The organism is Mesorhizobium sp. AA23 (genome assembly GCF_001672435.1).
In the GTDB taxonomy this organism is placed as follows: Bacteria; Pseudomonadota; Alphaproteobacteria; order Rhizobiales; family Rhizobiaceae; genus Mesorhizobium.
The window spans coordinates 48,468-61,673 of the sequence record NZ_LYTP01000012.1; the positions used below are offsets into that span (position 1 = coordinate 48,468).

Annotated in this window: 16 protein-coding genes and 1 pseudogene; 12 read left to right on the forward strand and 5 right to left on the reverse strand. The window is 65.4% G+C overall.

The window, feature by feature from the left end; all coding sequences use genetic code 11:
• Positions 1–106: 106 nt before the first annotated feature.
• Positions 107–304, reverse strand: coding sequence for a hypothetical protein (locus A9K66_RS10850; protein WP_067003314.1), 198 nt, complete (start codon positions 302–304; stop codon positions 107–109).
• 31 nt (positions 305–335) lie between these two features.
• Positions 336–1,418 (reverse strand): heat-inducible transcriptional repressor HrcA, encoded by a 1,083-nt coding sequence (hrcA, locus tag A9K66_RS10855; RefSeq protein WP_067323456.1) that lies wholly within the window; start codon positions 1,416–1,418, stop codon positions 336–338.
• Between the two features lie 180 nt (positions 1,419–1,598).
• Between hrcA and rph the strand changes: the two genes are divergently transcribed.
• The 5 genes and pseudogenes from rph (at position 1,599) to A9K66_RS29395 (ending at position 4,982) form a co-directional block, all read left to right on the forward strand.
• On the forward strand, positions 1,599–2,315 hold the full coding sequence (gene rph, locus A9K66_RS10860) for a ribonuclease PH (RefSeq protein WP_067003199.1): 717 nt from the start codon (positions 1,599–1,601) through the stop codon (positions 2,313–2,315).
• An 82-nt stretch (positions 2,316–2,397) separates the two neighbouring features.
• Positions 2,398–2,808 carry a VOC family protein gene (locus A9K66_RS10865; RefSeq protein ID WP_067323457.1) on the forward strand — a complete coding sequence of 137 codons (411 nt, stop codon included), beginning with the start codon at positions 2,398–2,400 and terminating at the stop codon, positions 2,806–2,808.
• Positions 2,809–3,486, forward strand: a complete 678-nt coding sequence (gene rdgB / locus A9K66_RS10870; RefSeq protein ID WP_067323458.1) for an RdgB/HAM1 family non-canonical purine NTP pyrophosphatase — start codon at positions 2,809–2,811, stop codon at positions 3,484–3,486.
• Positions 3,483–4,661, forward strand: a complete 1,179-nt coding sequence (gene hemW / locus A9K66_RS10875) for a radical SAM family heme chaperone HemW (RefSeq protein ID WP_067323460.1) — start codon at positions 3,483–3,485, stop codon at positions 4,659–4,661. Before rdgB ends, hemW begins: the two co-directional genes overlap by 4 nt.
• A 56-nt stretch (positions 4,662–4,717) precedes the next feature.
• A pseudogene (locus tag A9K66_RS29395) lies at positions 4,718–4,982 on the forward strand (protein tyrosine phosphatase).
• 89 nt (positions 4,983–5,071) lie between these two features.
• Here the strand turns inward: A9K66_RS29395 and A9K66_RS10880 are convergent.
• Entirely contained in the window at positions 5,072–5,260 is a 189-nt protein-coding gene (locus A9K66_RS10880) for a hypothetical protein (protein WP_067323462.1), read from the reverse strand.
• Between the two features lie 7 nt (positions 5,261–5,267).
• Complete coding sequence (locus tag A9K66_RS10885) at positions 5,268–5,465, reverse strand: hypothetical protein (protein ID WP_067003211.1); 198 nt, start codon at positions 5,463–5,465, stop codon at positions 5,268–5,270.
• A gap of 153 nt (positions 5,466–5,618) precedes the next feature.
• Here A9K66_RS10885 and rsmI point away from each other — a divergent pair, with 153 nt between their 5' ends.
• The gene (gene rsmI, locus A9K66_RS10890) at positions 5,619–6,515 is read left to right on the forward strand and encodes a 16S rRNA (cytidine(1402)-2'-O)-methyltransferase (protein WP_067323463.1); all 897 of its coding nucleotides are present in this window, start codon (positions 5,619–5,621) and stop codon (positions 6,513–6,515) included.
• Entirely contained in the window at positions 6,508–6,885 is a 378-nt protein-coding gene (locus A9K66_RS10895) for a YraN family protein (RefSeq protein WP_067323465.1), read from the forward strand. Before rsmI ends, A9K66_RS10895 begins: the two co-directional genes overlap by 8 nt.
• A gap of 34 nt (positions 6,886–6,919) precedes the next feature.
• Here the strand turns inward: A9K66_RS10895 and A9K66_RS10900 are convergent, their stop codons facing one another.
• Positions 6,920–7,726 carry an undecaprenyl-diphosphate phosphatase gene (locus A9K66_RS10900; RefSeq protein WP_067323467.1) on the reverse strand — a complete coding sequence of 269 codons (807 nt, stop codon included), beginning with the start codon at positions 7,724–7,726 and terminating at the stop codon, positions 6,920–6,922.
• A 160-nt stretch (positions 7,727–7,886) separates the two neighbouring features.
• Between A9K66_RS10900 and A9K66_RS10905 the strand changes: the two genes are divergently transcribed.
• The 5 genes from A9K66_RS10905 to A9K66_RS10925 all read left to right on the forward strand — a co-directional run bounded on the left by A9K66_RS10905 (position 7,887) and on the right by A9K66_RS10925 (position 13,195).
• Positions 7,887–8,579 (forward strand): glutathione S-transferase family protein, encoded by a 693-nt coding sequence (locus A9K66_RS10905; RefSeq protein WP_067003220.1) that lies wholly within the window; start codon positions 7,887–7,889, stop codon positions 8,577–8,579.
• A complete protein-coding gene (gene queG, locus A9K66_RS10910) occupies positions 8,560–9,717 on the forward strand; it encodes a tRNA epoxyqueuosine(34) reductase QueG (RefSeq protein WP_067323469.1) in 1,158 nt (385 codons plus the stop codon). The genes A9K66_RS10905 and queG overlap by 20 nt, the downstream gene beginning before the upstream one ends.
• Positions 9,718–9,734: 17 nt before the next feature.
• Entirely contained in the window at positions 9,735–10,640 is a 906-nt protein-coding gene (locus A9K66_RS10915; protein WP_067323470.1) for an SDR family oxidoreductase, read from the forward strand.
• Positions 10,641–10,829: 189 nt separating this feature from the next.
• Positions 10,830–11,912: a penicillin-insensitive murein endopeptidase gene (gene mepA, locus A9K66_RS10920; protein ID WP_067323472.1), complete on the forward strand. Its 1,083-nt coding sequence runs from the start codon at positions 10,830–10,832 to the stop codon at positions 11,910–11,912.
• 263 nt (positions 11,913–12,175) lie between these two features.
• Positions 12,176–13,195: a glucokinase gene (locus A9K66_RS10925; RefSeq protein WP_067003316.1), complete on the forward strand. Its 1,020-nt coding sequence runs from the start codon at positions 12,176–12,178 to the stop codon at positions 13,193–13,195.
• The last annotated feature ends 11 nt before the right edge of the window (positions 13,196–13,206 follow it).

Consider the following 13,206-nt stretch of genomic DNA (forward strand, 5'->3'; position numbering starts at 1 on the left):
TTCTCCGTTATTCGCCAACGTGCATCAGCAACCAGACAGCGAATATCGGGCAGGCTCTCCAAAAGAGAAGCCGGGCATGCAAATTTTGACGGGAAGCGTCGGCAGTTCAGCTCTCTTCGATATCCAGATCGTCGTCGAGCTGCTTTTCCAGCGCGACCAGATCGGCCGGCAGCGGCAGGCCCATGGCGCGCATTTCCCTGAGCTTCTCGCGCAGTAGCTCCTGGATCTCGTGATCGTCTTCCGGCTGGTTCACCATCTCCTCGAGCAGCAGGCTGATCTGGGCCTTGAACGATTCCAGCGCCATTTCCACCCTCCTTGCGACGTTTCCGGCTCGCCTATCTCAGCATGCGCGAAATCAACTGGGCCGTATAGTCGACCATCGGAACGATGCGGGCATAGTTCAATCGCGTCGGGCCGATGACGCCGAGCGCGCCGACGACGCGCGCATCCTTGTCGCGATAGGGCGCGACCACGAGCGACGAACCGGACAGCGAAAACAACTTGTTCTCCGAGCCGATGAAGATGCGCACGCCCGGACCTTCCTCGGCGAGGTCGAGGAGCTGCAGCAGTCCGTCCTGCGTTTCCAGATCCTCGAACAGATGGCGCAGCAACTCGAGATCGGCCTGGGCGGTGACGTTTTCCAGAAGATTAGCGCGGCCGCGCACGATGAGGCGCGCCGGCAGGCCGCTTTCGGCGCCGGCCCATACCGCGAGGCCCTTCTCGACCAGCTCCTGCGACAGCGTGTCGAGAGCCGCCCTGGTCTCGTCCTTGATGCGCGCGATCTCGACCCGCGCCTCGGCCAGCGTGCGGCCGCGGATATGGGCGTTGAGGAAGTTCGAGGCCTCGTGCAGCTGCGAGACGGTGATGCCGGCCGGCAGGTCGACAACGCGGTTCTCGACATCGCCGCTCTGCGACACCAGGACGGCGAGCGCCTTGGTGGGTTCCAACTGGATGAACTCGATGTGCTTCAGAGCCACCTCGTTCTTGGCGGCGAGCACCAGGCCGGCGCCGCGCGACATGCCGGAGAGCATCTGGCTGGCCTCGGTCAGCATATGCTCCAGCGTGGCGCCCGAGCCCGAGGCACGCACCTGCGCCTCGATGACGCGACGCTCGTCGTCCGACAGATCGCCGAGCTCCATGAAGGCATCGACGAAGAAGCGCAGGCCGGTCTGGGTCGGCAGGCGGCCGGCCGAGATGTGCGGCGCGTAGATCAGCCCCAGATGCTCGAGGTCGCTCATCACGTTACGGACGGTGGCCGGTGACAGCGACGACGGCAGGATGCGCGACAGGCTGCGCGAGCCGACCGGCTCGCCGTCGCGCAGATAGGAATCGACAATCCGCCGGAAGATGTCGCGCGAGCGCATGTCGAGCGACTGAAGCACGGGCGGCTGCGATGCGGGATCGACTGCCTTGTTCATTCCAGCGAAAAACCTCCTATCGAAAGATATAGACTTAAGCCTCCGTGGTGCAACCCGGGCCATTTTCGCTAGCGCCGTTTCCTTGGCGCCCCGTTTCCTTGGCGCCCTTTTCCTTTGCGCCATCCGTCGCATGCGTCTACAAGCCGCCGACGAATCCAAAACCATAGGAAAGAAGGCCGAATGCGCCCCTCCAAACGCCAGCCCGACGAAATGCGCGCCATCTCCTTCGAGCGCGGCGTCTCCAAGCACGCCGAAGGCTCGTGCCTGGTGAAGTTCGGAGACACGCATGTGCTGTGCACGGCGAGCCTGGAGGAAAAGGTGCCGGCCTGGATGCGCAATTCCGGCAAGGGCTGGGTTACGGCCGAATACGGCATGCTGCCGCGCTCGACGGGCGAGCGGATGCGCCGCGAGGCTTCCGCCGGCAAGCAGGGCGGCCGCACGCTGGAGATCCAGCGGCTGATCGGTCGTTCGTTGCGCGCCGTTGTCGACCTGCAGGCGCTAGGCGAACAGCAGATCACCGTCGACTGCGACGTCATCCAGGCCGACGGCGGCACCCGCACCGCCTCGATCACCGGCGGCTGGGTGGCGCTCTATGACTGCCTGCGCTGGATGGAAGCGCGCCAGATGGCCAGCGTTTCCAAGGTGCTCAAGGACCATGTCGCGGCGATCTCCTGCGGCATCCATGACGGACAGCCGGTCATCGATCTCGATTATCTCGAGGATTCCTCGGCTGGCACCGACGCCAATTTCGTCATGACCGGCAAGGGCGGCATCGTCGAGATCCAGGGCACGGCGGAAGGCGAGCCCTTCTCCGAAGAGCAGTTTTCGGCACTGATGGGACTGGCCAAGAAGGGTATTTCTCGGCTGGTCAGCCTGCAGCAGATGGCGGTGGCGTAGGGTCACCGATGAGGTCGACGATCCTTCGCATCCCCCTCTGGCCTGCCGGCCATCTGCCCGACAGGGCAGAGGGGGGTGCTTCGTGATTCCCTCCGCGATTCTGGAATCAGCGCTCTACGTCACAGATCTAACCGCTGCCGAAGCCTTCTACCGCGACATCCTCGGCCTGGATCCGCTCGGCAAGGTCGAAGGTCGCCACGTCTTCTTCCGCTGCGGCAACGGCGTGCTGCTCATCTTCAATGCCGAGGCGACGAAAATTCCGCCGGCGCCCGACGCCAGGCTGAAGGTGCCGCCGCACGGCACGGTCGGCGAAGGGCATCTTTGCTTCACCGCGACTGCGGCCGAGATCGCCCAATGGCGCAAGCATTTGGCGGCCAAGAACATCGCCATCGAAAGCGATTTCGAGTGGCCGCAGGGCGGACATTCGATCTATATCCGCGACCCTTCGGGCAATTCGATCGAGTTCGCCGAACCAAGGATCTGGGGTCTCTGAATGCATTCTTTGAACGGACAAAAGATCGTCGTCGCCAGCCACAATGAAGGCAAGCTGCGCGAATTCGCCGACTTGATGGCCCCGTTCGGCTTCGAGGCGAAGTCGGCCAAGGATTACGGCCTGCCGGAACCGGACGAGACCGGCACGACCTTCGAGGAGAATGCCTATATCAAGGCCTATGCCGCCGCCAAGGCCACCGGCCTGCCGGCGCTGTCGGACGATTCGGGGCTCTGCGTCGACGCGCTCGACGGGGCGCCCGGCGTCTACACCGCCAACTGGGCCGAGACGGCGGACGGCACACGCGATTTCGGCATGGCCATGCAGCGCACCGAAGTGGCGCTGCAGGAGGTCGGCGCGACCGAGCCGGCGCAGCGCACCGGCCGTTTCGTCGCCGTCATCTGCCTCGCCTTTCCCGATGGCGAGGCCGAATATTACCGCGGCGAGGCCGAAGGCACGCTGGTCTGGCCGCCGCGCGGCACGCTCGGCTTCGGCTACGATCCGGTGTTCCTGCCCAACGGCTTCGCCAAGACTTTTGGCGAGATGAGCGCCGAGCAAAAGCATGGCTGGAAGCCCGGCCAGGCAACAGCCCTGTCGCACCGCGCCCGCGCCTTCCAGAAGTTTGCCCAGGCCCGCTTGGATTTGGCGCGGCTGGATCTGGCGCGGCTCAGGTCAAAATGATCGGAACAGGCCAGACCATGCCGCTCGACCGCAGCCCCGGCTTCGGCGTCTATATCCATTGGCCGTTCTGCGCGGCCAAATGCCCTTACTGCGACTTCAACAGCCACGTTCGCCACCAGCCGGTCGACCAGGAGCGTTTTGCGCGGGCCTTCGAGACGGAGCTCAAGACGATGCGCGCCCGCACCGGGCCGCGCGAGGTGACCAGCGTCTTCCTCGGCGGCGGCACGCCGTCGCTGATGAAGCCGGAAACGGTGTCAGCGGTTCTGGAAGCCGTAGCGAAGAACTGGACGGTGCCTGCCGGGATCGAGGTGACGCTGGAGGCCAACCCGTCCTCGGTCGAGGCGGAGCGCTTCCGCGGTTATCGGGCGGCCGGCGTCAACCGTGTCTCGCTCGGCGTGCAGGCGCTGAACGACAAGGACCTGCGCTTCCTCGGCCGGCTGCACAATGTCGAGGAGGCGCTGCAGGCCATCGGGCTGGCGCGGGAAATCTTTCCGCGGCTCTCCTTCGACCTGATCTATGCGCGGCCCGGCCAGATGCCGGAGGCTTGGGCTTTAGAGCTTGAGGAAGCGATCGGGCACGCCGCCGACCACCTGTCGCTCTATCAGCTCACGATCGAGGAGGGCACGCCGTTCCATGCACTCCACTCAGCGCGAAAATTCGTCCTGCCCGACAACGACCATGCCGCCGACCTCTACGCGCTGACGCAGGAGGTGACCGCGGCGCACGGGCTTCCGGCCTACGAAATCTCCAACCACGCGCGGCCGGGCGCGGAAAGCCGGCACAACCTGACTTATTGGCGCTACGGCGAATATGTCGGCGTCGGACCCGGCGCGCATGGCCGCTTCGTCGAGAACGGCCGCCGTACCGTGACGGTCGCGGAAAAGATGCCTGAGACCTGGGCCAACCTGGTCGAAGCCAGGGGCCATGGCGTCACCGGCGGCGAGGTGCTGACGCGCGCCGAAGAAGCCGACGAGTTCCTATTGATGGGGCTGCGGCTGGCCGAAGGCATCGACCTCCAGCGCTACGAGACGCTTGCCGGGCGTAGTCTGGCGAGCGACCGATTGTCGGTGCTGCAGGAAGAGGGGCTGGTGGCGCCGGTCGGCAACGCCCGCCTCCGCGCCACGACCGCCGGCATGATCGTGCTCGATGCGGTGGTGGCAGACCTCGCGCGGTGAAAAAGGTTCTCTTCGTCTGCAGCCAGAACCGCCTGCGCAGCCCCACCGCCGAGTAGGTGTTTTCCAGGCGCCGCGACCTCGGGGTCGAATCGGCCGGCACCAATCACGACGCGGACAACCCGCTGACGCAGGAGCTCGTCGCGTGGGCCGACATCATCTTCGTCATGGAGAAGGCACCATCGGGCCAAGCTGCAAAAGAAGTTCCGGTCGAGCCTGAAGGCCGCCAGAGTGATCTCCCTCGACATTCCGGACAATTACGCCTTCATGGACCCGGAGCTGGTGCGACTTCTGGAGGCCAAGGTCACTAAATATCTGGGCTGAATGGCGTGGTTGAACGGCTAAGCACGGCGCTTCGCTCCTCGCTCCGCCTGGGATAACGAGGCGAGAGATCGCGAAGGGTCGCAGCAGCTCTAGGCGTCGTGCTTCTGGCGCTGCTTCCCGCGATCCTTTTCCGCATGCGCCTCGCCGGAACGGCCCTGCTTCAGGTCGGTCTTGTCGCGGCGGTTCCCGTGCTGGGCGGCGATCGGATGGGAAGGAATGCCCTCGCGGGCGGTCTTGCTTTCGAGTCGTGTGATGAAAATGTCGAAGCGATTGGGCATCGTCCGGTCAGTGCTCCGTCGTGCTTTCGGTTTCGGTCGAGGCGTCTTGAACCGCGGGGCTTGGAAGCGGCTTCATCGCTTCCTTGTCCTTTGTCCTGGCGGAGGGTTCCCGATCCTCCGAACCGGCAACCTTCTCCGATCCGGCAAAGCGCTTGCAGCCCGAATAATAGGGCGTGAAAGCGTCTTGAATGATCAGGCTGTCCATCCTGTCCTCCTCCTCGGGAATCAGGGGTAAAATCCGCCTTACGCGGTTTGGTTCCGCATCGTGGCAAAGGCATGGCGATTCCCTTGCATCGCCATCACGTTTTGCAACCGCAGATCAGCCGTGGCAAACAGTGGCGCGTGGGGAGGGCCTCAATTGACCGGCGACAAACGCAGCTATGTAATCGGGCAGACCGAAATTGCGGCGCGGCCGCTGGAGCCGGCGCTCTATCTGGTGGCGACGCCGATTGGCAATCTCGCCGATGTCACGCTGCGTGCGCTGGAGACGCTGGCCGGCGCCGACATCGTTGCCTGCGAGGACACCCGCGTCTCGCGCGTGCTGCTCGAACGCTACGGCATTCGCCGGCGCACCACGGCCTATCACGAGCACAATGCAGCCGAGGCCGGGCCGAAGCTGATCGAGTCGCTCGCTGCCGGACAAAGCGTGGCGCTGATCTCGGATGCCGGCACGCCGCTGGTTTCCGATCCCGGCTACCGGCTGGTCGGCGAGGCGCTGGAGCGCGGCATCCGCGTTATTCCGGTGCCCGGACCGTCGGCGGCGCTTGCCGCGCTGACCGCTTCCGGCCTGCCTTCCGACACCTTTCTGTTCGCCGGCTTCTTGCCGGCCAAGGCGGGCCAGAGGCTCACCAAGCTCGAAAGCTTCAGGCAGGTGCCGGCGACGCTCATCTTCTATGAATCGCCGCGCCGGCTGGCCGAGACGCTTGCTGCGATGGCGCAAGCGCTTGGCGGAGCGCGCAAAGCGGCGATTGGCCGCGAGCTCACCAAGGCGTTCGAGGAGATGCGAACGGGAACGCTCGGAGAGCTCGCCGATCACTACGCGGCGGCCGAGACGCCCAAGGGCGAAATCGTGGTCTGCGTCGGCCGGCCGGAGGCGGCCGAGGACCAGCCGGCCGACATCGACCGGCTGCTGTTGTCTTTAGCCGCCGAAATGCCGGCCTCCAAGGCGGCGGCGGAAGCGGCGAAGATGACCGGCGGCCAGAAACAGGCGCTCTATCGCCGGCTGATCGAGCTGAAGGCGGACGGCGGTGGCTGAGCGCACCGTCGGTCATCGGCGAAAAGCCTATCGGCGCGGCCATCGCGGCGAATGGCTGGCGGCGTTGGCGCTGATGCTGAAGGGCTATCGCATCCTTGCGCGCCGCCATCGCACAAAGCTCGGCGAGATCGACCTGATCGCCAGGCGCGGCGACCTGGTGCTGTTCGTCGAGGTCAAGGCGCGGCGCACGCTGATGGAGGCGATGGAAGCGATCGCCCACGCCTCGGAACGGCGCATCGAGGGTGCCGCCGACCTCTGGCTGTCGCGCCAGCCGGACTATGGCCGGCTGTCGGTGCGCTTCGACATGGTGGCGGTGCTGCCCTGGCGCTGGCCAGTGCATGTCGAGAATGCATTTTACGGGCGGAATTGAGGGGCTTACCCTCCCAACTCGTGGGAGGATAAGCTCACCCCCAGATCATCAGCGCCGCCAGTCCGAGCCCGCCAACCACCAGCCGCCACCAGCCGAAGAGCGAATAGCCCTTGCGCGAGACGTAATCGAGCAGGAAGCGCACCACGAAGAGCGCGGTGACGAAGGCGGCGATGAAGCCGACGGCGATGATCGGCAGGTCGGCCGAGGTCAGCACGTTGCGGTTCTTGAACAGATCGAAGGCGAAGGCGCCGACCATGGTCGGCATGGCGAGGAAGAAGGAAAACTCCGCCGCCGCGCGCTTGTCGACGCCCAAGAGCAGCGCGCCGACGATGGTCGAGCCGGAGCGCGAGGTGCCGGGTATCAGCGACAGACACTGGAACAGGCCGATCTGCAGATAAAGCCTGGTCGGGAAGCGCTCGACATCGCGGTAGACGGGCTTCAGGTTCATGCGGTCGACGGCGAGCAGCACCACGCCGCCGATGACCAGCATGATGCAGATCAGGCGCGGCGATTCGAACAGGAAGGTCTTGATAAAGTCATGCGCCAGCGCGCCGATGACCGCCGACGGCAGGAAGGCGATGAGGATGCCGATGGCGAAATGCCTTGTCAGCCGGTCATGCGGCAGTTCGAGCAGCATCTTCCAGAGGCGGCGGAAATAGACGCTCAAGATCGCAAGAATCGCGCCGAGCTGGATCAGGATCTCGAAGGCCTTGCCGGTCGAATGGAAGCCGAGGAAATGGCCGGCGAGCAGGATGTGGCCGGTCGACGAGACCGGGATGAATTCGGTCAGGCCCTCGATCAGACCAAGCAGCAGCGCTTCGACGATGGTCTGGCTTTCCATGGCAACCTCTGCTTCGAGTGACGGCTAAGGAGAAGGGCTTGCTTGTCATGGCGCGGAAGTCCCCCTATAGGTCGCAACACATGACAGTCCCTGGAATCGGGCCGCCAAGACTTACCGGCGCTCACACCAATTTGCCAGTGCGCCCTATCATCGCGGAACCATGCTGACGCTTTTTCACCACCCGATGTTCGCCACCTGCCGGTTCGTCCGCCTCGCCTTCGGCGAGTATGGCGAGGAGCTGGCCTTGATCGAGGAGAAGCCCTGGACCCGGCGCAAGGAGTTTCTGGCGCTCAATCCGGCCGGCACGCTGCCGATCCTGCTGGCCGAAGGCGATGTGCCAATCGTCGGCGCCATGGTCATTGCCGAATATCTCGACGAGACACGCGGGGTGCTGAAGCGCGACAGGCGGCTGTTTGCCGAGGACCCGATGCAGCGCGCCGAAATCCGGCGACTGACCGACTGGTATCTCAGCAAGGCCGAAAGCGAGGTCACCCGCCATCTGGTGCGCGAGCGGGTACTGAAGCCAGTGATGCCAGAGACGGCGGGCGGCGGTTCACCCGATTCGGGCGCGATCCGCGCCGCGCGCGCCAACATCCGCCAGCACATGAAATACACCAACTGGCTGGCCGGCACGCGTCATTGGCTGGCCGGCAACAAGGTGACCTATGCCGACCTCGCCGCGGCCGCGACGCTTTCCGTGCTCGACTATCTCGGCGAGATCGACTGGCGCGAGCACGCGGCGGCGCGCGAATGGTATACTCGCGTGAAATCACGGCCGTCGTTCCGGCCGCTGCTCACCGATCGCGTGCGCGGCCTGTCGCCGGTATCGCATTATGCGGACCTCGATTTCTGACACGACGAAGCTGCGCGCGCTGATCGACGCGGAGGCGCGCCGCGCCGGCTTCGACGCCGTTGCCGTCACCCGGCCGGACGCGATCCCGCTGGCTCCCGCGCGCCTGGCCGAGTTTGTCGCCGAGGGATTTCACGGCTCGATGGACTGGATCGCCGAGACGATCGGGCGGCGCGCCGAGCCTTCGACGCTGTGGCCGGAAGTGCGTTCGATCATAGTGCTCGCCATGAACTATGGTCCGGACCGGGATCCGCGCGATGTCCTCGACAAACACGATCGCGGTGCGATCTCGGTCTACGCGCAAAATCGCGACTATCACGATGTGATGAAAGGTCGGCTGAAGGAAATCGCGGGCAAGATCGTCGCGCGTGCCGGCGGCGACGTGAAGGTCTTCGTCGACACGGCGCCGGTGATGGAAAAGCCGCTTGCCGAAGCCGCGGGGTTGGGCTGGCAGGGCAAGCACACCAACCTGGTGAGCCGCGAGCATGGCTCATGGCTGTTCCTCGGCACCATCTTCACCACGGCCGAGCTTGAGCCGGACAAAGCCGAGATCGACCATTGCGGCTCCTGCCGCGCCTGCCTCGACATCTGCCCGACCGATGCCTTCCCGGCGCCCTACCGGCTCGATGCGCGGCGTTGCATCTCCTACCTCACCATCGAGAACAAGGGGCCGATCCCGCGCGAATTTCGCGAGGCGATCGGCAACCGCATCTATGGCTGCGACGACTGCCTCGCCGTGTGTCCGTGGAACAAATTCGCCGGCGTCGCCGCCGAGGCCAAGCTTGCCGCTCGCGAAGATCTGCGCGAGCCGCGGCTGTCGGAGCTGCTGTTGCTCGACGATGCGACGTTCCGCTCCTTTTTCTCCGGCTCGCCGATCAAGCGCATCGGCCGCGACCGTTTCATCCGCAACGCGCTGATCGCCGCCGGCAATTCGGGCGATGCTTCGCTGACGCCGGTCGCGCGGGGCCTAATCGACGACGGCTCGCCCCTGGTGCGGGGTGCGGCAGTATGGGCGCTATCGCGACTGATGCCGCGGCGCGATTTTGCGGAGCTCGCCGCTTCAGCCTTGCAGTCCGAAGGCGATGCAACGGTGCGCGAGGAATGGCTGTCAGCGTTGCCGGTTCCCGCAAAGGACCATTGAAGAAGAGGATTTACTTGATGGGCGAGAGATGCTTCTTCATTTTCGGCGCCGGCTATTCCGGCAGGGCTTTTGCGAGAGCCAATGAAGATGGCGCGCCGATCCTTGGGACGACGCGATCGCCGGGAAAGTTCGAGGCCTTGCGAGAGGCGGGCATCGAGCCGTCAAGCTTCGACGGTTCGTTGACGGCGGAAATCAGCGACGCGCTTCGGCACACAACACATCTCATCATCTCGGTCGCCCCGGACGAAGCGGGCGATCCGGTGCTCAATGCGGTCGGCGAGGCGATCTGGGACAAGATGCCGGCGCTCCAATGGATCGGCTATCTTTCCACTGTCGGCGTCTACGGCGACCATGGCGGCGCCTGGGTGGACGAGAGCGCCGAGTGCAGGCCGGTTTCGAAGCGCTCGGTAATGCGGGTGGCGGCCGAACAGGAATGGCTGGCTCTTGGGCGGGAAATCGGAAAGCCGATAGCGATCCTGCGGCTTTCCGGCATTTACGGCCCGGGCCGCAACGCGCTGGCCAATCTCGAGGACGGCACCGCGAGGCGGCTGGTCAAGCCCGGCCAGGTCTTCAACCGCGTCCATTGCGACGACATCGCCGGGGCCTTGTGGCACCTGGCCGATAGCAATCGCGGCGGCATCTTCAATGTCACCGACGACGAGCCGGCGCCGCCGCAGGATGTCGTCGCCTACGCCGCCGGGCTGATGGGTGTGGAGGCGCCGCCGGAAATCCCCTTCGAGACGGCGCAACTTTCGCCCATGGCGCGGTCCTTCTACGGCGAAAACAAGCGCGTCGCCAACGCAGCGATCAAAGCGGCCGGCTACAGCTTTCGCTTCCCGAATTACCGGGTGGCGCTGGAGCGGATGTGGGCCGACGGCAACTGGCGGGACGGAGAGCCGCGCAGCCCGATGAAACGCTCGTGAGCGAAGCGACGTGCATGGCGTGATATGATTCGCGCCTGAAGTGCTCGCGAATCTTTCGGATTCGCTCCATGCGCTCCAGGTTTGATTTTATGCATGTCTTTGTCCCGAAACCGGGTCCCACTTTCCGGAGACATGTTTTAGCATGCCGCCTGAGATTGCGTCGCGCCACTGGAGAGGGGACCCGACCTGATGACGTTGCGACCGCTGCCCGACAGGAAGCCGTTCCTGACCGCCGCGCTTGCCCTGGTGACCTTAGCCGGGCTGGCGGCGGCCGCGATCTCGGCCGAACCGCGCGCAAAAGACCTGTTTGGCGCCAAGAAGCTGCCGGCGGTGGCGCACGCGCAATCGTTCGGCTTTTACTCAAGAGGCTGCTTCACCGGCGGGGTCGCCTTGCCGGTGGACGGGCCGAGCTGGGAGGTGATGCGCCCCTCGCGAAACCGCCGCTGGGGCCATCCGGCGATGATTGCGCTGATCGAGAAGCTCGCTCGAGACGCCCAGGCGGATGGCTGGCCGGGGCTGCTGGTCGGCGATGTCTCGCAGCCGCGCGGCGGCCCGATGACGACCGGCCATGCCTCGCACCAGATCGGCCTCGATGCCGACATCTGGCTGACGCCGATGCCGCGGCGGCCGCTGACCATGGCGCAGCGCGAGAGCATGAGCGCGACGCTGATGGTCGACGAGAAGACGCATCTGGTGAAGGACGCGCTGTGGACGCCGTCCCATACGCGGCTTTTGAAGCGTGCGGCGAGCTACCCTGAGGTCGAGCGCATCCTGGTCAATCCGGGCATCAAGAAGAAACTTTGCGACACGGTCACCGGCGATCGCTCCTGGCTGCGCAAGATCCGGCCGTTCTGGGGCCATGACTATCATTTCCACATGCGTATCGGCTGCCAGGCGGGCTCGCCCGGCTGCAAGGCGCAGGAGGCGACGCCGGCCGATGACGGCTGCGGCAAACCGCTTGCCTGGTGGTTCACCGAGGAGCCGTGGCGGCCCAACAAGAACCCGGATGCGCCGAAAGCGCGCGATCTGATGACCATGGCCAATTTGCCGAAGGAGTGCCAGGCGGTGCTTGCGGCGCCGGACGCGCCTTCTCTGGAAGCGGTCACCTATCAGGGCGACGGCGCGGCAGCGGTGGCGGCGGCCAAATCGAAAGCGACCGAGCCGGCGGAGACGATCTCCAGCGATGCGGCGACGCTGCCGGCGGCGGCGAGCTCCTTTGCGCCGACGCCCAAAATCGGCATTCCAGTGCCCCGGCCAAGGCCGGGGAACTGAGGCCACGCCACGGCGTCCAGATGGTCGAGGCCGGCGGCGCCCCACATCCGCCTGGCTGCCGCAATGCGGGCTTTCTTCTTGCGAAGCTGGCGATTGGCGAAACCATTGGCGACAGTGCCCCTCTCCCCGTCACTGACGGGGAGAGGATTCCGACAGGCAGGTGAGGGGCGGCGCCGACGCTCGAGATAGGCACCAAAGCCGCTTTCCCTTTGCAGGACCATGCGCTAGTCAGCGACGGAGCGGGAACGAACGGGACAAAAAGCATGGTTGGCGAAGACGATACAGCGCTGCGGTTTCCGGTCCTGATCGGTGATATCGGCGGCACCAATGCGCGTTTCTCGATCGTGCTCGACGCCAATTCGGAAGCGACCGAGCCGCAAATCGTCCAGACGGCCAATTTCAAGACGATCGACGAGGCGATCCAGGCGGCGGTGCTCGACCGCTCGTCGATCCAGCCGCATTCGGCGGTGCTGGCGGTGGCCGGGCCGGTCGACGGCGACGAGATCCGGCTGACCAACTGCCCGTGGGTGGTTAAGCCGCACCAGATGTTTGCCAATCTGGGCTTGAGCGAGATCGTCGTGCTCAACGATTTCGAGGCGCAGGCGCTGGCGGTGGTGGCGCTGGGCGAAGAGCATATGGAAAAGATCGGCGGCGGGACGCCGGAGCCGAATGCCGGCCGGGTCGTGCTCGGCCCGGGGACGGGGCTCGGCGTCGCGGGGCTGATCTACGCGCTGCGCCGCTGGATACCGGTGCCGGGCGAGGGCGGGCATATGGATATCGGCCCGCGCACGCCGCGCGACTTCGAAGTGTTTCCGCATATCGAAAAGCTCGAGGGTCGCATCTCCGGCGAGCAGATCCTGTGCGGCCGCGGACTGGTCAATGTCTATCGCGCGGTGGCCAGGGCCGACGCAAAGCCGACGCCTTTCACGACGCCGGCGGAAGTTACCGCGGCCGCGCTCGCCAAATCCGATCCGGTGGCTCAGGAAGCGCTGGAACTGTTCGTCACCTGCCTCGGCCGCACCGCGGGCGATCTCGCGCTGGTGTTCATGAGCCGCGGCGGCGTTTTCCTGACCGGCGGCATCGCGCAAAAAATCGTGCCGGCATTGAAAGCCGGCAATTTCCGCGCCGCGTTCGAGGACAAGGCGCCGCACAGCGCGCTGATGCGCACGATGCCGGTCTATGTCATCACCCACCCGCTGGCCGCGCTTCTCGGGCTGGCCGCCTATGCCAGAACCCCGTCGCTGTTCGGCGTTCAGACCGCCGGACGGCACTGGCGGGCATGAGCGCGCCCGGG